The sequence below is a fragment of the Pantoea sp. B65 genome (assembly GCF_047308185.1).
GTDB lineage: Bacteria > Pseudomonadota > Gammaproteobacteria > Enterobacterales > Enterobacteriaceae > Erwinia.
Genome location: NZ_JAHXPU010000016.1, coordinates 279963 through 301371, shown reverse-complemented (window position 1 = coordinate 301371; position 21409 = coordinate 279963). Strand labels below are relative to the sequence as shown.

At 52.2% G+C, this 21409-nt stretch carries 21 protein-coding genes and 1 pseudogene; 8 read left to right on the top strand and 14 right to left on the bottom strand.

What is annotated here, in order from left to right; all coding sequences use genetic code 11:
- Positions 1 to 162: 162 nt before the first annotated feature.
- The 5 genes and pseudogenes from JWF83_RS06810 to JWF83_RS06790 all read right to left on the bottom strand — a co-directional run.
- Positions 163 to 357 (bottom strand): annotated as a pseudogene (locus JWF83_RS06810) (hypothetical protein); the annotation flags it as partial.
- A 37-nt stretch (positions 358 to 394) separates the two neighbouring features.
- Positions 395 to 826, bottom strand: a complete 432-nt coding sequence (locus JWF83_RS06805; protein ID WP_413649431.1) for a DUF4186 domain-containing protein — start codon at positions 824 to 826, stop codon at positions 395 to 397.
- 986 nt (positions 827 to 1812) lie between these two features.
- Positions 1813 to 2550 (bottom strand): PAS domain-containing protein, encoded by a 738-nt coding sequence (locus JWF83_RS06800; RefSeq protein WP_413649430.1) that lies wholly within the window; start codon positions 2548 to 2550, stop codon positions 1813 to 1815.
- 57 nt (positions 2551 to 2607) lie between these two features.
- Positions 2608 to 3339 (bottom strand): helix-turn-helix transcriptional regulator, encoded by a 732-nt coding sequence (locus JWF83_RS06795; RefSeq protein WP_413649429.1) that lies wholly within the window; start codon positions 3337 to 3339, stop codon positions 2608 to 2610.
- Between the two features lie 131 nt (positions 3340 to 3470).
- Entirely contained in the window at positions 3471 to 4334 is an 864-nt protein-coding gene (locus tag JWF83_RS06790) for a helix-turn-helix domain-containing protein (RefSeq protein ID WP_413649428.1), read from the bottom strand.
- Positions 4335 to 4514: 180 nt separating this feature from the next.
- On the opposite strand from JWF83_RS06790, the gene JWF83_RS06785 reads away from it, so the two are divergent.
- Positions 4515 to 5423 carry a DMT family transporter gene (locus tag JWF83_RS06785; RefSeq protein ID WP_413649427.1) on the top strand — a complete coding sequence of 303 codons (909 nt, stop codon included), beginning with the start codon at positions 4515 to 4517 and terminating at the stop codon, positions 5421 to 5423.
- 41 nt (positions 5424 to 5464) lie between these two features.
- On the opposite strand, the gene JWF83_RS06780 is transcribed toward JWF83_RS06785, so the two are convergent.
- Entirely contained in the window at positions 5465 to 5713 is a 249-nt protein-coding gene (locus JWF83_RS06780) for a hypothetical protein (protein WP_413649426.1), read from the bottom strand.
- A gap of 642 nt (positions 5714 to 6355) precedes the next feature.
- On the opposite strand from JWF83_RS06780, the gene JWF83_RS06775 reads away from it, so the two are divergent.
- Positions 6356 to 7588: an oxalate/formate antiport family MFS transporter gene (locus JWF83_RS06775; RefSeq protein WP_413649425.1), complete on the top strand. Its 1233-nt coding sequence runs from the start codon at positions 6356 to 6358 to the stop codon at positions 7586 to 7588.
- A 79-nt stretch (positions 7589 to 7667) separates the two neighbouring features.
- Here the strand turns inward: JWF83_RS06775 and JWF83_RS06770 are convergent, their stop codons facing one another.
- On the bottom strand, positions 7668 to 9317 hold the full coding sequence (locus tag JWF83_RS06770; RefSeq protein ID WP_413649424.1) for a methyl-accepting chemotaxis protein: 1650 nt from the start codon (positions 9315 to 9317) through the stop codon (positions 7668 to 7670).
- Between the two features lie 575 nt (positions 9318 to 9892).
- Here JWF83_RS06770 and JWF83_RS06765 point away from each other — a divergent pair.
- Entirely contained in the window at positions 9893 to 10054 is a 162-nt protein-coding gene (locus JWF83_RS06765; RefSeq protein ID WP_413649423.1) for a hypothetical protein, read from the top strand.
- 137 nt (positions 10055 to 10191) lie between these two features.
- Here the strand turns inward: JWF83_RS06765 and JWF83_RS06760 are convergent, their stop codons facing one another.
- The 4 genes from JWF83_RS06760 to JWF83_RS06745 form a co-directional block, all read right to left on the bottom strand.
- The gene (locus JWF83_RS06760; RefSeq protein ID WP_413649447.1) at positions 10192 to 10473 is read right to left on the bottom strand and encodes a hypothetical protein; all 282 of its coding nucleotides are present in this window, start codon (positions 10471 to 10473) and stop codon (positions 10192 to 10194) included.
- A 253-nt stretch (positions 10474 to 10726) separates the two neighbouring features.
- Complete coding sequence (locus JWF83_RS06755; protein ID WP_413649422.1) at positions 10727 to 11536, bottom strand: hypothetical protein; 810 nt, start codon at positions 11534 to 11536, stop codon at positions 10727 to 10729.
- 126 nt (positions 11537 to 11662) lie between these two features.
- A complete protein-coding gene (locus JWF83_RS06750) occupies positions 11663 to 12115 on the bottom strand; it encodes a universal stress protein (RefSeq protein ID WP_413649421.1) in 453 nt (150 codons plus the stop codon).
- A gap of 12 nt (positions 12116 to 12127) precedes the next feature.
- Complete coding sequence (locus JWF83_RS06745) at positions 12128 to 12910, bottom strand: IclR family transcriptional regulator (RefSeq protein ID WP_413649420.1); 783 nt, start codon at positions 12908 to 12910, stop codon at positions 12128 to 12130.
- Between the two features lie 165 nt (positions 12911 to 13075).
- Here JWF83_RS06745 and JWF83_RS06740 point away from each other — a divergent pair, with 165 nt between their 5' ends.
- From JWF83_RS06740 to ypdK, 3 genes are all read left to right on the top strand, one after another.
- Entirely contained in the window at positions 13076 to 14680 is a 1605-nt protein-coding gene (locus JWF83_RS06740; protein WP_413649419.1) for an MFS transporter, read from the top strand.
- Positions 14681 to 14682: 2 nt separating this feature from the next.
- Positions 14683 to 15711 (top strand): efflux RND transporter periplasmic adaptor subunit, encoded by a 1029-nt coding sequence (locus JWF83_RS06735; protein ID WP_413649418.1) that lies wholly within the window; start codon positions 14683 to 14685, stop codon positions 15709 to 15711.
- Positions 15712 to 15911: 200 nt separating this feature from the next.
- Entirely contained in the window at positions 15912 to 15983 is a 72-nt protein-coding gene (ypdK, locus tag JWF83_RS06730; protein WP_413649446.1) for a membrane protein YpdK, read from the top strand.
- A 118-nt stretch (positions 15984 to 16101) separates the two neighbouring features.
- Here the strand turns inward: ypdK and alaC are convergent, their stop codons facing one another.
- The 3 genes from alaC to JWF83_RS06715 all read right to left on the bottom strand — a co-directional run bounded on the left by alaC (position 16102) and on the right by JWF83_RS06715 (position 18633).
- The gene (alaC, locus tag JWF83_RS06725) at positions 16102 to 17337 is read right to left on the bottom strand and encodes an alanine transaminase (RefSeq protein WP_413649417.1); all 1236 of its coding nucleotides are present in this window, start codon (positions 17335 to 17337) and stop codon (positions 16102 to 16104) included.
- 119 nt (positions 17338 to 17456) lie between these two features.
- On the bottom strand, positions 17457 to 17984 hold the full coding sequence (locus JWF83_RS06720) for a GNAT family N-acetyltransferase (protein ID WP_413649416.1): 528 nt from the start codon (positions 17982 to 17984) through the stop codon (positions 17457 to 17459).
- Between the two features lie 502 nt (positions 17985 to 18486).
- Entirely contained in the window at positions 18487 to 18633 is a 147-nt protein-coding gene (locus JWF83_RS06715; protein WP_413649415.1) for a hypothetical protein, read from the bottom strand.
- A gap of 316 nt (positions 18634 to 18949) precedes the next feature.
- Here JWF83_RS06715 and JWF83_RS06710 point away from each other — a divergent pair, with 316 nt between their 5' ends.
- Positions 18950 to 20632 carry a LytS/YhcK type 5TM receptor domain-containing protein gene (locus JWF83_RS06710; RefSeq protein WP_413649445.1) on the top strand — a complete coding sequence of 561 codons (1683 nt, stop codon included), beginning with the start codon at positions 18950 to 18952 and terminating at the stop codon, positions 20630 to 20632.
- A 27-nt stretch (positions 20633 to 20659) separates the two neighbouring features.
- Entirely contained in the window at positions 20660 to 21397 is a 738-nt protein-coding gene (locus JWF83_RS06705; RefSeq protein WP_413649414.1) for a LytR/AlgR family response regulator transcription factor, read from the top strand.
- Positions 21398 to 21409 lie beyond the last annotated feature (12 nt).

Below are 21409 nucleotides of genomic sequence, written 5' to 3'. Positions count from 1 at the left end.
ACTATTCGCCGGAAATTTAATTCTATCAATATTCACAGCTCCGGCTACGGCACTCTTTTATCATATCCCCCGATAAAAACGTATCACTTTATCAGCGGTTATTTTAAATACTGACAGCGGCATTCCCGCAGAGGGGTGGCGGAGTTACATCGGCCGGTCTGATCAGACCGGCCGCTGGCGGAACTCATTTTGCGTGGTCGCCAGATAAGAGAACGCACTCAGCAGATTCACAATCGTCGCCATCTTATCGGCGCGATAACCTACCGTAACAGCATCAGTCCGTGTGACTGCCGGGATCAGGCAGAACAGATCGCCCAGCAGCGGTTTCGCCACCATCAGTTCCAGCTGATAAGGCGCAGCATCCGGCCGCGCTGTAAAACATGCCCCCAGTCAGCTACAACAAATCCAGCTGACGGTTATCGTTATCGTCGCTGTGACTTTTGCTTTTTGCCGGTCTTGCTGGCGGGACAGGTTGCGCCATCTCCTGCTGGATCCAGCGCCCTATCACCGCTACCACCCAGGCTTGTTGCTCAGCCGTCAGCGCCTGATGCTGCGGGATAGCGTGCCATTTGCTCAGACAACCGCGACAACAGGTGGCGGTGGCATGCTGGGCAATAAATACCGGGTGGCCGCGCATCGGGGTCTGCCTGCCATCATTTGCCGGTTCGGCAGCTGACAGGCGCTGTTTGACAAAATCAGCGGCATGCTGTCGTATCAACGCTTCTCCTTTCTGCTGGCAGTAAACATACTCCGCCCGGCCTAAATGGAAGCGCTGGCGAAAAGCAGAGCGTGACAGCCGCATAAACAGATCATCAACAGAAGTCATAACAGTAGAGGATAAATACACAGGATAAGGTGATCATAGCACCTGCTGACTGGCGCCGGAAAGCGCAGAGCCGCAGTTGGGGGACGAAAATGCTGCCATGATTAAGATGGCTTTACTCATTGCCAATAATGTGCATTAATGCTTTCATTATATCTCAGCCAGCGTTAGCCCTCGCGGGTTATGCTGAATTAATCAGGAAACGAACAATTTTCTGGCTAATTGAGACGGTAATATAATTTCCTAACTATTGATAATACATCTATTCGTAAAATAATAATATTTAAAACAATATTAACAGCAGCGACTCAGCGGGGCAGTATCAATTGATTTCTGGCGATAACACGGGATAACTCCCGTAATAAAACATTAAAAAACAGCCAGTTAGATACTATTTCCGCCAATTACTCACACCAGACAGCTATTGATCAAAAAAAGCGCAGTGCCGGCAAACAATTGCGGTAATTACCCAACCGTCAGGTCCTGAAAGTGTACATAATAAATAACACCACAAAAATCGAAATTTATTTCACGAACCACTTGCCGACAGCAGATAAAAGAGTTACGATAATTCCATCCTATACTTAAGAACAGGTTTTAAACCTGTTACGATTTCCCTGGTGTTGGCCAATGTGGCAACCCCTTACCTCAACGGTAAGGGGATTTTTTTTGCCAAAAAAAATATTAAGTTTAACGCTAATAATATCTAATAATAAAATTTCTATTAATATAAATGCATCACTTATTAAAAATCAGCAATATCGGCTTATTGTAAATAGTCAGCCGCCGCTCTGGTATGTAAACAACACACTGCGGTGTAAGTAAACATTACTTCCGTTGGTTACCCCGACGGCATAGCGAACGGTATACCCACAGCAGAAATAAACAGGCCTTCCAAAGAAAAATTCGGAAGGCCATTAACTGACTGCTGAATATTTTAAAACCTCACCAGACAAGGGTAGCCTGGTCTGGCGCACTCACCCGCGCTATCAGATTAAAAAGGCATTATTCTTTTTAAACAGGTTCTTTTGCTGACAGATAAAACTTTCGGGAAGGTAACGATGATAATCGCGTTGTTCACAAAACGCGGTGAAATCATCCGCATGATCAACACCGGCCTTTTCATAGAGGGTGGCGATCTGTTCATCGACTCTGGCCACCGGCAGGCCCAGCCAGTTGCCGATCTGCTTATTGCTGGCATGCTGTAATTTTAAACAGATGATTTCACACTCTTGTTCGCTAAAGAAATCATCGGGTTTAGTTAACCGCAGTGACGCGGGCGAGCTGATCCTGACAAACGACGGAAGATTAAACAGTTCCAGACTCTTCGAGTAGGCCACAATCCCCACACACTGCTCATCTTCATTATACAGTGGCAGCTTTCTGATAAGGTAGGGATGATCAACCTTCTGTAGATTAATTTCCAGCATGGTGATTGACCTGCCGCTTTGCGCCACCAGACGATCCTGACTTTGCCATTGGTCGACAATTTCCAGGTTTTCCGTCAGCGGTGAATGAAATTCATTTTCTTTTTTAAACATCATATGTCTGGGGGAGCGTAAGCCCGCTAATTTCGCTATTGCAGGGTTAGCATAAATATAGCGTGACTCCAGATCCTTAATAACATAAGGTTCATGCAATTGATCAAGCGTATTGGTCAGTACTTTAGGCAACTGCAGTTGCTGGTTAGCGTTCTGTATTTGCCCTGTGCTTTCAGTATCAGACATAATAACTCCTTTTATTTTTATCCTACTAATAATTACCGCTATAATAAATCCATTATATTAATAACAGTTCATTTTTTTCTCAAACGTGATTTTTTGCTGAAGGATAAATTTCTTTGGCAGGTAACGATTATAGTTTCGCTGTTCACAAAATTCGCTAAAATCATCAAAATGATTAACGCCGGTTTTATTATAGAGGCGCATCATACGATTATCAACGGTGCGCGAAGAGAGATGCAAGCGATTGCCAACCTCCTTACTGGTCATCCCCTGTAGCTTCAGGAAAATAATTTCACACTCTTTTTCAGTAAAAAAATCATCCGGTTTGGTGAGTAATAACGATCCCGGAGAATTCCCTTTGACAAAATCTTTAAGCGTAAAAACTTCAAGATTTCGACAATAGGTAATCACCCCCTGACAAGAGTTATTGTCATCATAAAAAGGAACCTTTCTGACAAGATAGGGATAATCAACAGCACCGGGGTGCATTTCCAGCATAATTAATGGTTTTCTGACTTGCGCTATTTTTCGATCTTGCGCCTGCCATTCATCAACCACGAACTCATTTTCCGTTAATGGTGACTGAAACTCATGCTCTTGTTTATAAAGCATATCATCCGGGGCACGCAGACTAAATAATTTTGCTACTGCCTGATTAGCATAGATAAAACGTGATTCCAGATCCTTAATAATATATGGCTCTGGCAGTTGATCTAAGGTGCGCGTTAACATCCTGGGCAGAATAAGTGGCTGCGGAGGGCGGGTATCTTGATCGGCATCGCTATTAAACATAATAACTCCTTGTATATGTTACTCCGTGTTAAACCAGGTATAAAGCTTGCGGGATCGGTAGTCCGCTACAGATCCGTTGAATATCGTATGATTTTTATGCAGATGGAGCAAGCGATCGACCGCGCAGAAATTCAACGTCGCAAAGCCGAAGGCGCGTAGCCAAACACCGTCTTAAAGCGATTGCTAAAATGGCTGGCGGAATTAAATCCACAGGCCAGCGCAATCTCGGTAAGCGGCATCTGACTCTGGCGCACCAGTTGCTCAGCCTTCGCCATCCGCCGCTGCATCACATACTGATGGGGCGCCAGCCGGGTCGACTGCTTAAACATCCGCGCAAAATGGAATTCACTTAATCCGGCCTGTAAGGCCAGCTCAGCCAGCGTCAGCGGCTCATCCAGCTTCTCTTCGATCCACGCCATAATATTACGCAGCACCACCGGCGCCAGCCCGCCGCGTACCGCCGGCAGCTTCCACAGCACTTCGCTGTAGTGTTGCAGCAGATGGGTCATCAATAAGGTGGAAGCGCTGCTCAGGGTCAGATGATTTGCCGGCTGTCGCCAGTCGCAGCTGAGCAAAAACTGGCGATACAGCTGCGTAATATGCAGATCGCTGCTGAAGATTTTTTCATCCAGCGTAATGGTCGCCGGGCTGCGATCCCAGATTTGTTCAGCAAGGTGGCGTAAATGGGCGTCGGTACAGTAGAGATGGACAAAAGAGAAATACGCGCGCACATCCCAGGTGGTTTCATTTTGTTCCGGCATCAGGCAAAAGCGATTCGGCGCGCCGCCATTACGCCAGCCGCCAGGCGTTTTATGCCAGGTATCGTATCCGGCATCGATATATAAACTCAGCGTATGGTGATCGCTACGCTGGGTGACGCAATCTCCGGCATTCGACCATGCCGCCAGTTGGATCCCCGAACCAAGGTGCACGCTGTCATGCAGGCGCGCCTTGTGCTGGCGAAGATTTTCAAAGGCACGGTATGGCTTATTCATAACGCCCGGCTGGCAGAGAAACAGGTCTCCCAGTGTAAGCAGTGACTCATCGGTTCGCCAGAGTTTGCGTGGCCAGCAGGGAAAAAAAGCGCAAGAATTTGCAAGTGGGCGCAAGCCGCTGCAAGCCATTGCCGACCAGCGCGGCGATACTGGCGCAAATCCTGTATAACGAGAAGCTGTATGAACGCCCTACTCTATATTCTGGTGGTAGTAATCTGGGGAACCACCTGGATCGCGATATTTATGCAACAAGGTGTGGTGCCGGTGACGGTATCGATATTCTGGCGCTTCCTGGTGGCGGCGCTGGTGATGTTTAGCGCACTGATGCTGATGGGACGCCTGCGGCGGATTAGCCTGCGCGACCATCTGTTTTGCCTGCTGCAGGGCTGCTGTGTCTTTGGCTTTAACTTTTTCTGCTTCTATCATGCCGCCGCCTGGATCAGTAGCGGGCTGGAGTCGGTGATTTTCTCAATGGCGGTACTGTTTAACGCCATTAACGGCATGCTGTTTTTTCGCCAGCGGCCCTCTGCCAGTCTGCTGCCCGCCGCGGCGCTGGGTATCGCCGGCGTGATTGCCCTGTTCTGGCACGATCTGATGGCGACACAGCTGGCCGCCACACTATTGCCGGGTATCGCGCTGAGTGCGGCAGGCACCTACGGATTTTCTTTGGGTAATATGATTAGCGCGCGTCATCAACGCCGTGGTCTGGAAACCCTGTCGACGAATACCTACGCGATGTTTTATGGCGCCCTGGTGATGGGGGCGATAAGTCTGCTGCGTGGCGACAATTTTATGCCGCAGTTAAACCTGCGCTACCTGGGGTCACTGTTTTATCTGGCGATTTTCGGCTCCGTGATTGCTTTCGGCGCCTATTTCACTCTCGTCGGCCGCATTGGCGCCAGCCAGGCCGCCTACAGCACGCTGCTGTTCCCGCTGGTGGCGCTCAGCCTCTCTACGCTGTATGAAGGTTATGTCTGGCACGCCAATGCGATAATCGGACTGGTGATGATCTTGCTGGGGAATTATGTGATGTTTGCCAGGCCGGGGAAACTGCTACAGCGCATGGGGTGGCGCAAAACGCCAGCGTAACCGCGTTATTTCGCGGCAGGCATCCCTGCCTGCCTGTGTTGCTACTGGGTATTCGCCCAGCGCGTGACGCCAATATTGAACTTATGCGGCTGGGTAATAGCTTTGCGCGCTATCCAATAAAGGATCACTTTCTCATCATCGCCATCCCGGTCAGCCATCGACAACAGCTTCAGCGACAAAGTCGACTTGTTGACGGGTTGGTTTGCATCACTTAGTTCAATTACAGCCTGACCGATTAAACAGCAGACCTCGTCCTCGTTTGATGCGGATTCATATGCACGGTCTTTCATATTTCCTCCTGTGATTGGGACTGTAAGCCTGGCAAAGGAATGCTATTCCGGCCGGGATTTTTTCCCTGCAGCCAGATTTTGCGGTTTTTATCAGAACATTCTGTGTTCAGCTGGTCCTAATTTAGCGCTGCCAGTAAACCCTGAAGTAGATTAATTAACCCATCACTGTTTGTTCCGCATTTAACCCCTTACGCTTTAACTGACATTTAAGGAGGTCTCTATGTGCTCAACTACCGCTTTTTTAATGCAGTTACAACGAACCTGGCGTCAGGAACCGAGACCACAGCGCACTGTGGGGCGATTTTATCTTACGCCGGAGCAGCGCATGATCATTGTCAGAGAGTTGTTGTATCCGGTTGCCGACCAGCAAAACCGCTAGTCTCTGGCGCGGAAATGTCAGCAGAATAGAGCCTTAAGATTAAATCTATTTACATTTCCGCTCCTCATCGTTAACCTATTTAACCTTACAACCGCCGTATTTTCCGTACCGCTCTGAAATAAAAATCCCCGTTTAATGCCGTTTATTCCGTTTTCCATGCAGTTCATTCCGTTCCTGCGTCAGTTCATGCCGAATTTCCCTCTCGCCGATTGCCGCGTCTTACCATAACTGCAACTTCAGCATTCCCCACCGGGAGAATATTTATGAACACGCAGACGGCAGTGAATCCTCAGAATCGTACCCGCTGGCTAACCCTGTTCGGCACCATTGTTACCCAGTTCGCTCTGGGTTCGGTTTATACCTGGAGCCTGTTTAACAGTCCCCTGTCACATAAACTTGATGCCCCGGTCAGCCAGGTCGCTTTTTCCTTCGGCTTACTCAGCCTTGGTTTAGCCCTCGCCTCGTCGGTGGCCGGTAAGTTGCAGGAACGCTTTGGCGTGCGCAATGTCACTATCGGCGCCGGTCTGCTGCTGGCGGTTGGCTTCTTCCTCACCGCCCACGCCAGTAATCTGTATATGCTGTGGTTTAGCGCCGGCTTACTGGTTGGTCTGGCAGATGGCGCAGGTTACCTGCTCACGCTGTCTAACTGCGTGAAGTGGTTCCCGGAACGCAAAGGGCTTATCTCCGCCTGTGCGATTGGCGCTTACGGTTTAGGCAGCCTTGGTTTTAAATTTATCTGTAGTTACCTGCTGAGCATTAACAGCCTGGAAACCACCTTTATTATCTGGGGTGGTCTGGCGATGATGTTGATTATTGCTGGCGCGCTGCTGATGAAAGATGCGCCGGTACAGCAGGTAAGCAACGCGAAACATGCGGCAGGGGTGCGTGACTTCTCGCTGGCCGAATCAATGCGTCAGCCTCAGTACTGGATGCTGGCGCTGATGTTCCTTACCGCCTGCATGAGTGGTCTGTATGTGATCGGGGTGGCAAAAGATATCGGTGAGGGTCTGGTTCATCTGAGTACCCAGACGGCGGCGAATGCGGTAACCATTATCGCCATTGCCAACCTGAGTGGACGTCTGGTCCTTGGCGTACTGTCCGACAAAATAGCGCGTATCCGGGTGATCACGCTGGCGCAGGTCGTTTCGCTGCTGGGCATGAGTATTCTGCTGTTTAGTAGCATGAATGAAACCACCTTCTTTATTGCGATTGCCTGTGTTGCCTTTAGCTTTGGCGGTACGATTACCGTCTATCCGTCGCTGGTCAGCGATTTCTTCGGTCTGAATAACCTGACCAAAAACTACGGCGTGATTTATCTGGGCTTTGGTATCGGCAGCGTGATGGGCTCGCTGATTGCCTCACTGTTTGGCGGCTTTACCCTGACCTTCAGCCTGATTATGACCCTGCTGGTGATTTCACTGGTGATCTCCACCACCATCCGTCAGCCAAACCAGCCGGCGAGATTGAAAGCGGCGTATAAACACAGCAAAGCCTGAGTCACGCACTGGCACGCATCGCGCAGAAATAGAAAAGGCCTCATTACGAGGCCTTTATCGATCGCTGTCGCGGAGTAAATCAGAACGATGCCCAGTCCTGATTGCCAGCGTCTACTTTGGCTGATGAACTGACAGGTTTTTTAGCCGCTGGCTTCTTCTCCCGCCGTCCGGCAGAGGCATTGACCACACCTGGCAGTTTGAACACCGAGACCACATCAGTCAGATGATGAGCCTGATCTTCCAGGGAAGAAGAGGTGGCGGAAGACTCTTCCACCAGTGCGGCGTTTTGCTGGGTCACACCATCCATCTGGGTGATCGCAATACCGACCTGAGAAATCCCCTGGCTCTGTTCGCTGGAGGCAGAGGCAATCTCTTCCATCAGATCGGTTACGTTAACCACGGTCTTCAGGATGTTCTCCATCGAATTGCTCGCCAGTTCAACCTGCTCATGGCCGCTCTTCACATTACCTACCGACTCATCGATCAGGGTCTTGATCTCTTTTGCCGCCGATGCGCTGCGCTGCGCCAGATTCCTGACCTCACTCGCCACCACCGCAAATCCACGCCCCTGTTCTCCGGCACGCGCCGCTTCTACCGCGGCGTTCAGCGCCAGGATATTGGTCTGGAACGCGATGCTGTCGATTACGCTGATGATGTCAGAGATTTTTTGTGAACTCTGACTGATGTTATGCATGCTGATATTTACCGCTTTCATCACCTCGCCGCCATTGTTGGCCGCTTTAGAGGCATCCTGCGCCAGCATGCTGGCCTGGTGGGCGTTATCCGCATTCTGTTTCACTACCGCACCCAGTTGCTCCATACTGGCAGCGGTCTCGCTCAGGGCAGCAGCCTGCTCTTCGGTACGCGATGATAAATTCGTGTTACCGGCGGCGATTTCACCACTACCCTGGTAGATTTCACTGGCAACCTGGCGGATCTCATCGACGGTTTTTACCCAGTTGTTCTGCATGGTGCTGACAAACGGAATCAGCTGACCAATCTCGTTACGCCCCATCTCTTCCAGCGACGTATCCAGCTGGCCGGTTGACAGTTTCTGCAGATGCGCCTTGACCTTCTCTAAACGGTGGCCCATCAGAACGGCAAGATAGCGGTCAGTTGCAATCAGCACCGTCACACCAATAGCCATCGCAATCACCAGAATCACTTTGCACCAGTAGACCCATGCCAGGATACGAACCTGTGCTTGTGTCTTCAGTTCGCTGATAGTTTGGTTATATTTTTCGATGGCGACGCTGAACTTCAACCGTAGCGGATTGTATTTATCATTGAAAAGTTTATCGAAAGTCGCGCGGTCATTCTGTCGTGTCGCATTCAGCATGGGCACCACAGCTTCGGTGAAAAGCTGCAGGGAGCTATTGTAGATGTCATCAATAGAGTTAGTATTAATGTTAGCGTGGTCAGTTACCTTGAACTGTGCCAGTCCCTGTTTCAGAAACTCGACATCATTTGCGGCTTCGTCAACACGCGCGCGCGAATCACCACCAGCCGTAAGGATGGCACTCATCCCCATGGCAACCTTGTAATAACGGTCACTGGCGCCATTAATAATATCGCCATTTAATTGCTGAACATTCGTCAGTTCAATCTCTTGTGTCATATTGCTCAGGGAATATAATGAAAAGAATGATACCCCGCCCCACAAAAGTGTAAACACGACCAGAATTGCCAGTATCATACGTCTAATACGGACATTATGAATAAAGTTCATTTAGTTATCGCCTCTAATATATTGCAATATAGTTTCTAGCGGGAATATTTCGGTTTTAATCATCACCTGGTTTCGCTCTTAGCTCCCCTTTGCAGGATATGCATAGCAGTTATATCGGCGGCGACAGGATTATCTTTAATGCGGTTTTTATGCTTTCCCAGGCGTAGCAGATGGCGTCAGCCTGAGGCCTGAACCCGCTTAAACAGCGGCAGCCAGCGCCAGGATAATTCAGCCAAAACATTAAGTATTTTAATCTGAGTTCACCCTCTTTTTCGCCAGCGTAGGCATGGGCGCGTGCCCGCCAGCGGTACAATGCCGGCTGCCGTACCAGAGTTATGACTATCGACCTCTATCGCCGGAATAGGAGTATTTTATTTTTATTGCTTTTCAGAAAATTCCTTTTATTATAACCGCTCATTCAGCCAATTCTTATTCCCTTACTCCTGAAAATTGCCCCCCCTTTTCTTTATGAAATAAATTTTAATACCTCCCCAAATAACTCTACAATGCCGGCATTATTTCTCCACTTTTATCTCGTAGAGTGGTAGTCATTGAAAAGAGAAAGGAAGTAAACCATGAAAAAAATAATTAAAGCGGTTTCAGTGATAGCTCTAATGACCATGTTAAGTGGTTGTATTGTTGGCCCGGGATATCATCATGGCGGCGGCTGGCATGGCGGTGGCCATGGCGGCTGGCACGGCGGTGGCCATGGCGGCGGTTATCATCGCGGCAGATAGCCGCAACGGGCGATATTTATCGCGCCGGAAACAGACAGGCAAAGCCTGCACACAGCAATATAATAAATATAAAGCAAATTGGGCGGGAATACTTTCCCGCCCATTCTTTTGCCCAGCGCTGACTCTCACCAGGCAAATTAACTTTTAATGCTATAGTTGCACTGATACCAGACTTTCTTTAAACCGGGCAGGTTACTGTCCTGTTCCGGCAAAGGTTCGGCCATATCAAAACCGCGGTGCCCGCAATAGGATGAAAGATCGCTGAGCATTGCATCGCGGTTAACCGTGTGGGGATTAAAACGATACTGCACGGTATTCGACAGCGGATCTTCATCGACCTTTTCAAAGGCGCCGGGTTTGCTGGAAGTACAGCCAGCTAATAAAAGCAGCGCCAGTGCGCTGACCATATTGATTTTCATCATTTTTCCTCACTTGATGCGGCATGATAGCAACCCAGCCGAAGTCAACAATCGGAATGAGGCTTAATTGCGTCAGCAATTACAATCTTTTACCAATTGAATCGATTCACTTAAACGAATAGAGCTATCCGCACACTGATGACATTATGCTTTTCAGACGGCGAAGGCTGTCTGCACTACACCAGGTTTTTTTAAACGTTATTACAATAACTTGACTTAATTCGGCCCGCGGCGAGCGGGCTTTTTTTGTCACTTATCCGGCGTTGCTGCTCAGCATCATACGTAAAACGTTGGCAGATTGTTTAGGTGGAAGTGCCAATACGGCGCGATACAGGTCGGTGGTCATATCACACATATGATCGCGATCGACATGACTGTCGGTTGGCGCATTGAGCAGCTGCAGCTCGCCCCCCCATTTGGCATACAGTGTACGCACAATCCCTCGCAGGCTCTGACGGGCGGCCGTTAAATCGATAGGTTTATCCGCCCCGCTACTGGCTTTTAACAGCGCCTCCATCTGCTGCAGATCTTGTTGCTGCAGTTCTTTCGGCAATAGCTGTTCGGTATTGACGCCACCACTGATTTGCGGAAATAAAAATTTAAAGCAGAGATCGCCGGATTGTTGCCGCAGGTTCTGCATCTGGCTTACTGAGAGCTGCATATAGCGAATGATATTGTCGTCTTCAGCACGGCCAATCCGCTCATTCAGCAGATCCGCCAGTTGCGGACGCAACTGACCGATGGCTTCCGCCGTTGGCATGCCGTTATCCACCGCCGCCGCCAGCTCATCATTCAGTTGTTTATAGAGTGTCGGCTGCTGTTGCCGGATAACGCGATAAGCCGGTGTCGTCGCCAGTTGCTGTTGCGCGGCGGCAATCTTTGCCGCCCGCTGCTGCTGCGGATAAATCCACTGCAGCCAGATAATATTGCCCAGCAGCAGCGGCGCAATCACCAACAACAGCGCCAGCCGGCGCCTGATATGGCCCCTTTTTACCAACAACAGCGCCAGCGCTGACAACACCACCAGCGCGATAAGGGAAGGGATAATAGTTGGGTTATACAAAACGGTTTCCGCTTAGTTGGACAGGTTCGCAGGCAGTGCGGACACAGACACCCCCGCCCTCTAAAGCGTACCGACAGTAGCTGATAAGGGCGAGCGCTATATGGGTCTGGAAATTAGCCGCAACCGTCAGTCGACGCGCACATCGACCAGCACCGGACAACAGGCACGCTCAATGACCGCGGCACTGACCGAGCCTTTTAACAGGCGGTTAAATGGCGACAGGTGGCGACGTCCCATAATAATCATCGTTGCCTGCAGCTCATTAGCCTGGGCAACAATGGTTTCACCCGCCTCACCGGCAATGACCCGACCACGCGCATTGACACCGGCACGCAACAGTTCGGCCAGCGCATGGCGTACCGCCGCCTCGGCGGTGTTCTGCTCATCCTGAGCGCGGCCAAAATCCGCCGGATCCTCACCGGCGGTCAGCTCCAGCGGCGGGCTGCCGGCATAATAGGTGGCATCCACACAGCACAACACCACCACTTCAGCCGGTTGCGCCAGGGCCTGCTCAATCGCCAGCGAAACCACCTTGCGGGCGACAGCTGAATTATCGACAGCTACTAACAGCGTCTTCATATTATTCTCCGATTAATCGCGAGCAGTAAGTTTACCGATATCACGCATCATGGCCTCTTTACACTTCAGGATTTCCGCACGATAGCGCGCTTCATTCTTCTGAAAACGTGTGCAAGGTACCAGTAATGAAATACAGAAACGCCCCAGCACCGTATCAATGGCGACCGCCATGGTAGAGATGCCTTCAAGGGTTTCCCCACGATCGTACGAGATGCCAGTTTTACGCACCTCTTTCAAATGCGCCAGCAGCTCAGGCAGGGTTTTTATCGTATTTTCGGTCATCGCCGCATAAGCATCGCCCACCAGGGTGCGGGCATCTTCATCACTCTCCAGCGCCAGCAGCGCGCGGCCACCCGAGGTGCTGTAAAGCGGCAGATTCAGGCCCAGCCGCGGGACCACGCGCAGTTCCCCTTCGGCCACCACGTAATGCACAATCGCCAGCTGGGTGCCGCTCGGGCGCGCCAGCGAGACGGTCTCGCCGGTGGCATCAGATAGCGCCTGCAGATTGGGACGGGCCAGCTCCACCACATCGTGATGCACCCCGGACAGCAAGCGCAACAGCGCCGGGCCGAGACGTACGCCACCCGCGCCGTGAATCCGAATCATTTGCACCGAATCCAGTGCCGCCACAATACGTTGTACGGTAGATCGCGGCAAATCGACCGCCAGTGCAATCTCACCAAGGCTCATTCCATTGGGTTGCTCACCTAAAACATTCAGTATTTTCGCAGCTCGCGCAATAACCTGAATGCCACCCGCTTTTTCATCGTCACTGCGTTGAGGGTTGTCAGACATGATGTTCTCTTCCTTTCCGGCGCGCGGTTACTTTAACGCTAAATGCGCACTTTTTACAGCCTGTACCACATTGCAATACATTAAACCGCGATGTAATATGCGCGTCGCTGTATCACATCGCAATACAGTGCATCGAATATAAGAGTTTATTATGGATCATCTGCTATGAACAGCCAGCCCACTGCGGCTCCTGCCCCCCATCCTTTTACCCTGCGCCTGGCGCTGGGTTTAGTTGGCGTGCTGATTGCAGCACTCACTTCAGGCTTAAACGATCGCGTTACCGATATCGCGCTGGCTGACGTCCGTGCGGCGCTGGGGATTAGCTATGACCAGGGTAGCTGGATTGTGGCGGTGTATCAGGCGGCGGAAGTTGCGGCAATGATGATTGCCCCGTGGTTTGCGGTCACCCTGTCACTGCGCCGCTTCACCCTCAGCGTGGCGCTTGGCTTCGCCGCGATTGGCGCGCTGCTGCCCTTTGCCACTAACCTGCCGCTGTTTATTACGCTGCGGGTTTTGCAGGGTATTCTCGGCGGCGCGCTGCCGCCGATGCTAATGACCGTCGCCCTGCGTTTCTTGCCGCCGCCGATTAAACTGTTTGGCTTAAGCGGCTATGCGTTAAGCGCGACCTTTGGTCCCAATCTGGCCGCCGCGCTGGCGGCATTCTGGACCGATGCCGTCGGCTGGCAGTTTGTGTTCTGGCAAATAGTGCCGCCGATGCTGATCGCTACACTGTTGATTGGCTGGGGTCTGCCACAGGATCCCACCCGTTTCGAACGCTTCCAGCAGATTGACCTGTTTGGCATGATCACCGGTTGTAGCGGCATGGCATTGCTGATTATGGCGCTGGTGCAGGGCGAGCGACTGGACTGGTTTGACTCGCCGCTGATTAGCGCGATGCTGCTGAGCGCCTGCGCCTTGCTGCTGGTGTTCCTGATTAATGAGTGGTTCCATCCACTGCCGCTGTTTCGTCTGCAGATGCTGGCGCGCAAAAACCTCGCCCACGGTTTACTGGTGCTGGCCGGACTCCTGACCGTGGCGCTTTCCGGGTCGGCGCTGCCTTCCGCCTATTTCGCCCAGGTGGAGGGGTTCCGCACGCTGCAGTTTGCGCCGCTGGCGCTGACTATCGGCCTGCCGCAGCTGATTATCGCCCCGTTGCTGGCCGCACTGCTTAATCTGCGCTGGATTGATTGCCGCTGGATGCTGACCTGCGGCGTGGCGCTGATCGTGGCCTCCTGCCTGATGGGCGCGCAGTTAACCAGCGAGTGGGCACGCGACAATTTCTGGCTGATCCAGATTCTGCAGGCCTTTGGTCAGCCGATGATGATTATGCCGGTTCTGATGAGCGCCACCAGCGTGGTGCTGCCGCCGGAAGGTCCGTTTGCCTCGGCGATGTTCAATACCGTGCGCGGTTTCTCCAGCGTGGCGGGCGGAACGCTGGTGGCGTGTTTTCTCAGCCAGCGGGAGAAATTTCACTCTCACAGCCTGCTCGATCAGGCGGCAAACCGCAGCTGGCTAATGAGCGCCGGGTCATCGGCCAGCGCCAGCGCAACCGCACCACTGCTGCCAGACGGCAGCATCAGTTCCAGCGAAAATATCAGCCAGTTTTCCACGCTGGTGAAACATCAGGCGATGGTGCTGAGTATCAGTGATACCTATCTGATGCTGATTGGCTTTGCCATTTTGCTGGTGCTGCTTACTGCCTGGCTGCCGAAACGCGTCTGGCCGCCGCAAACTCTTATTCAACCTGTCACGCACACCCCGGGAAAATGATTATGCGTTTCACTCCTGCAAAACGAACTCTTCTGCTGGTCCTGTTGCTGGTTATTCTGCTGGCGATGGCGTTGTTTACCTGGTCCAGCCTGCACCACAACGATTATCGTACTAATGATGCTTATGTCACCGCCGATTACACGCTGGTGGCGCCGAAGATCTCCGGCTATATCGCCAGCGTGAATGTCAGCGATAATCAGCAGGTCAAAGCAGGCGATCTGCTGGCAACGCTCGACGACCGCGACTACCGCGTCGCTCTGGAAACCGCCGCCGCCAACCTGCAAATCAGTAACGCCAAGCTCAGCAGTATTGAAGCGCAACTGGAACAGCAGCAGGCGGTGATCAATCAGAAACGGGCCGCGGTGACCTCCAGCCAGGCAACGCTCAGCTATGCCGGTCAGAATGCTGACCGCTATCAGCGGCTGTTAAAAACCGGTACCGCGACGGCCGACGAACAGCAGAAAGCCAGTTCCACCATGCGTTCCGCTGCCGCTCAGGTACAGCAGGATCAGGCGGCGGTAGTGGCGGCCAATAAAGAGGTCGGTATTCTGCAGGCCAGTCTGAAGCAGGCGCAGGCGGATATTGCTGCGGCGCAGGCCAGTGTTGACCAGGCGCGGCTGAACCTCTCCTATACCCGCATCAGCGCGCCGGTCGAGGGTACCGTCGGCCAGCGCGCGGTACGTCAGGGAGCGTTTGTTTCAGCCGGAACGCGCTTACTGGCGGTGGTCCCGCTGCAGCAAAGCTATGTGGTGGCGAATTTTCTTGAAACCCAGTTGGCCAATGTGCGCAGTGGACTGCCGGTGACCATCACCGTTGATGCCCTGCCAGGGGCCAAATTCCGTGGTCATGTTGACAGCGTGGCGCCGGCTACCGGCAGTACTTTCTCCGCGATTACCGCCGATAACGCCACAGGAAATTTCACTAAAGTGGTGCAGCGTCTGCCGGTAAAAATTGTGCTGGATCCCGATCAACCGGACCTTGCGCGCCTGCGGGTGGGTATGTCGGTAGTGCCACAGATTTTAGTAAAATAAATGTGAGGAATGTCTCAGAACAAGTCTATTTATTTTGCCGGATATTCAGCGTAGATTAGTCGCGATCCTGCTTCGGGTTACCTGAAGCTACCCGGGATAAAAGCGTGAGGCACCCTAATAAGCTCGCCTTTTTTCCCGTTCTGTTTGTGTTGCGCGGGTTTGGGATCGCCGTTGTCGCAGCCGCTCAGAGGAGTTGTCTGGTGAAATACGCTTTGATGGGAATCTCATTCTTCCTGTTGGTCTGGGTTGGTACTTTTATGCTGATGGTGTAGCACAGGGTTTATACTCCCTGAGCTAAAAATTTACCGGGTATGGAATTATATAGCGGGAGCCATTTATGGCTCCCGTATAATTTTCAGCTACCGCAGGTCTTCAGGGGCGGCTCAGCGCTTACTCTTCCGCGTCCCCGCTCTTCGCCGTGAGCGGCAGAATGCCATCGGCGCGGAACATCGCTTTAATCCCTCTAACCGCCTGGCGAATACGATCGCTATTTTCAATCAGCGCAAAACGCACATGGGTATCGCCATAATCGCCAAAACCAATACCTGGCGACACGCACACTTTTGCTTCCTGCAGCATATGTTTGGCAAACTCCAGTGAACCTAAATGCGCATAATGGTCGGGAATTTTCGCCCAGACATACATCGAGGCCTTCGGTAATTCCACCATCCAGCCAGCTTCATGCAGACCTTTCACCAGCACATCGCGACGGCGCTTATACTGTTCGGCAATATCGCGCACGCATTGCTGATCGCCTTCCAGCGCCGCAATCGCCGCCACCTGCAACGGAGTAAAGGTACCGTAATCGTGATAGCTTTTGATCCGCGCCAGCGCGTTAACCAGCTCTTTATTACCCACCATAAAACCAATGCGCCAGCCCGCCATATTGTAACTTTTCGACAGGGTGAAAAACTCCACCGCCACATCGCGCGCGCCTGGCACCTGCATAATTGACGGCGCTTTCCAGCCATCGTAGACGATATCGGCGTACGCCAGATCGTGGATCACCAGCACGTTGTACTGTTTCGCCAGCGCAATCACACGCTCGAAAAAGTCCAGCTCAACACACTGCGCCGTCGGGTTGGACGGGAAACCGAGGATCATCATTTTCGGTTTTGGATAGCTTTCGCGAATCGCCCGCTCCAGTTCGTTAAAGAAATCAACCCCTTCCACCAGCGGCACAGAACGCACCTGCGCACCGGCAATTACCGCGCCGTAGATATGGATCGGATAACTGGGATTGGGCACCAGCACCATATCGCCATGGTCGAGGGTGGCCAGCATCAGATGCGCCAGCCCCTCTTTGGAGCCAATGGTGACAATCGCTTCCGACTCAGCATCGATCTCCACCTGATAGCGATCGGCATACCAGCGCGAGATCGCCCGACGTAAACGAGGAATGCCGCGTGAGGTGGAGTAACCGTGGGTATCTTCACGCTGGGCGACAGTACAGAGTTTTTCCACAATATGCGGCGGCGTGGGGCCATCCGGGTTACCCATACTGAAATCGATAATATCTTCGCCGCGCCGACGCGCAGCCATTTTCAGTTCAGCGGTAATGTTAAAAACATACGGCGGGAGACGTTCAATACGGGAAAAACGACGAGCAGAGCTGTTGTCAGCCATAGAGTCCTCTGATTTACGTAAGCGCCCGGACCGTCCGAGCGACGCTGACCACTGTGGTGGTCGAAGAATGAACATATCGCACTCTTTCGTCGACTGTCGAGTGGTGGGATAAAATTTTTTTATTTATCATCCGGCAGGCGACCAAACACCCAATCGTTCACCCACTGGTCGCGCAACAGATAATTGTCCCGCAACGTGCCCTCCAGCTGAAAACCATTTTTCTCCAGCACCCGCCGCGACCGCCAGTTGCCCTCCACCACTGAAGCGGTGAGTTTATGAAATTCGCATTCGCGGCTGAGAAACTGACATAAGGCGCCAAGCGCCTCGCTGGCATAGCCGTTGCCCCAGTGTGCCGCCAGCAGCGAGTAGCCTACTTCCACCTGACGATGCGGGATCCAGGCCGGATTTGCCCCCAGCAGCCCCACGGCCTCACCGCTCTGCTGCTGGCGGATCACCAGGCACAGCATGTGATAACTGGTGGTTTGCCACGGCGCCAGACGCTCGGTAAACCGCTGACGCACATCATTAACCGTCGGGATCGCCCCAATCCAGCGCATGATCGCCTGATCGTTATGCACTGCCTGAAATAGCTGCCAGTCTTCAGGTTGCAGCTTGCTTAACCGCAAGCGCTCAGTGGTCAGATACATATTTCTCTCTCCAAAACGGGAAATTTTACTTTAAGGTCAGCCCGGTTTTATTCCGCTTTTGTTTACTGTCGCATCGCAGTTAGCGGTTACCAGGGGAACAACAGCTTATAGTAGCGCGCTATATCGATAACATTCCTGCCGCTATCCGCACGATAAATGCCAGACTACGCCGCGAGTTAGCCCGTTACCGTGATGTACTGCTCATCAGGGTTGTATTAGCCAGCGACCAAAACCACCGCTTTGCCTGCCGGGTTGCGCCAGTGCGCGCTGCGCCACCCGAATGAAAACTGGCGGTACAGGAAATAGATAATCCCCTTTTACTTAGTCTGATTTCCTTAATTACGGCGCTGACGCCTGATGCGAGAAGAATGCCATTACAGGGAAGATAGCGATCAAGGGCTCGGGATGACGCTCATTGGTGATCTGCGCCCTGGCAACAGCCAATACCAGCCATGGGGCCGCTCTCTGCGGTACCCGTCGCAACGTTTCCCCGAGTTTAATCTTAAGCTGATGGCGCAGCTGCGGCGGCGTTAATGCCGCAGCGGATGGTGGCGCGGTGGTGGTAACCTACCATCATCGCGATAAGCCGCTGCCGGCTGTCGATATTCAATAGCAGCGAAATAGCCGGGTGGATATGGATGCTCTCCATTTTGCGCTGATGTCATTGTCACGCTAAGCCCGGTCGCTGATATGGCATTCGTGACATTTGTCAGTAACGACAAATCCCCCTCATTCTGACCGGGGCAGACACAAGGTTGAAGTAATCCCCCCCTCATCCTGCTGTTCGCCATCATACCCGGACGTCAGCCAGGGCATTTTTAAAAAAAGCGCCATTGCGGGCAAAATTGATCTAAACCGCCTTTGCGCCACACTGCTGCGCACCTGCTGGCACATTACCGTGAGTTTCCTTATTATTGGGACTTCAGCCTTAGTCTTACGGGATGCCTGTGCAATCCATTTTCGATATGCTGCTGGCGGTTTTTGACCGCGCGGCACTGATGCTTATCAGCCTGTTCTTTATGACGCGTACGCGTCAGTTCCGCCAGCTATTGCAAAAAGATGAGCATTCGCGCCTTGAGCTGGTGGCGGTGACCGCCATCTTCTCGCTATTTGCCCTGTTCAGTACCTGGACCGGGATTAACGTTGATGGCTCGCTGGTTAACGTGCGGGTGATCGCGGTGATGTCCGGCGGTATTCTGTTTGGGCCGTGGGTCGGTATTGCCACCGGGGTGATCGCCGGGGTGCACCGCTTCCTGATCGATATTCATGGCGTAACTTCCGTTCCCTGCTTAATTACCAGTATTACCGCCGGTTTTATCGCCGGCTGGATCAATCTGAAAGTCGCTAAAGATAAGCAGTGGAGCGTCGGTATCTTCGGCGGCATGCTGTGCGAATCGCTGACCATGTTGTTAATTGTGCTGTGGGCCGAACCGAAATCGTTGGGGGTGGCGATTATCTCGGAAATTGCCATTCCAATGATCCTCGGCGCGGTGTGTATCGGTCTGATTGTGCTGCTGGTGCAGAGCGTGGAAGGGGAAAAAGAGGCGGTTGCCGCGCGTCAGGCTAAGCTGGCGCTGGATATCGCCAATAAAACCCTGCCGCTGTTTCGCCAGGTTAACAGCCAGTCGCTGCGCAAGGTGTGCGATATTATCCGCAGCGATATCAATGCCGATGCGGTAGCGATGACCAATAAACACCAGATCCTCGCCTACGTCGGCTTTGGCGAACGTAACTATACCAACGGCGATACCGGCATTAGCCCGACCACCGCTCAGGCGATTTCCACCGGGAAAATTATCATTAAAAACAATGATGAGGCTCATCGCACCCCGGAGATCCACTCCATGATCGTGATTCCGTTGCGCGAAAAAGGCGAAGTAACCGGCACGCTGAAGATCTACTATCGCCATGCGCACCGTATCACCTGGTCGTTAAAAGAGATGGCGGTCGGTCTGTCACAAATTATCTCCACTCAGCTGGAGGTATCACGCGCTGAACAGCTGCGTGAAATGGCCAACAAGGCCGAGTTACGCGCCCTGCAGAGCAAGATTAACCCGCATTTTCTGTTTAATGCGCTCAATGCCATTTCATCGTCCATTCGCCTTAATCCCGATACCGCACGCCAGCTGATCATTAATCTGTCGCGCTATCTGCGCTACAACCTTGAACTGAATGACGATGACACCATCGATATTAAAAAAGAGCTGTATCAGGTGAAAGACTATATCGCCATTGAGCAGGCGCGCTTTGGCGATAAACTGACGGTCATTTATGAAATTGATGAAGATGTCGCCTGCAAAGTGCCGAGCCTGCTGATCCAGCCACTGGTGGAGAACGCCATTGTGCACGGTATTCAGCCCTGCCGCGGGAAAGGGGTGGTGGTGCTGGCGGTGCAGGACCAGGGCGATCGGGTGCGAATTTCAGTACGCGATACCGGTAATGGCATCAGTGATGAAGTGATGGCGCGCGTGGAAAATAATGAAATGCCCGGCAATAAGATCGGCCTGCTCAATGTGCATCACCGCGTCCGGCTGTTATATGGCGAAGGGTTGCAGATCTACCGACTCAATCCCGGCACTGAAATTGCCTTCTATATCAGTAAAAATGGCAGTTCACTGCCCGAGAATAATGTCTCACTTTCGGTCTGACAGGCCGCGGTTATTGGGGAAAAGCCTGTGAATGCGATTATTGTTGAAGATGAGTTTCTGGCGCAGCAAGAGCTGAGCTGGTTGATTCAACAGCATAGCCAGATAAAGATTGCCGCCAGCTTTGATGATGGCCTTGATGTGCTGAAATACCTGCAAAACCATCAGGTGGACGTGATCTTTCTCGACATTAATATCCCCTCGCTGGATGGCGTGCTGCTGGCGCAAAATATCAGTAAGTTTGCCGATAAACCGCTGATCGTCTTTATTACCGCCTGGAAAGAGCATGCGGTAGAAGCCTTTGAGCTGGAAGCCTTTGACTACATCCTCAAGCCCTACCACGAATCGCGGATTGTCACCATGCTGCGTAAGCTGGAAGCCAGCCATCAGCAAAACCTGCCGGGGCAAAATGCCGGCGGGCCTGCGCCGCGTAACACCGCCATGACCATTAATTTAGAGAAAGATGAGCGCATTATCGTCACCGATATCAATGATATCTACTATGCCGAAGCACATGAAAAGATGACCTTCGTCTATACGCGGCGGGAAGAGTATGTGATGTCGATGAATATCACTGAATTTTGCAGCCGGTTGCCGGAAGAGTATTTTTTCCGTTGTCACCGCTCGTGGTGCGTCAATCTCAGCAAGATCCGCGAGATCGAACCCTGGTTTAACAATACCTATATTCTCAAACTGCGCGATCTGGATTTTCAGGTACCGGTCAGCAGAAGTAAGGTAAAGGAATTTCGCCAGTTAATGCGCTTGTAACCGGTTACCGCC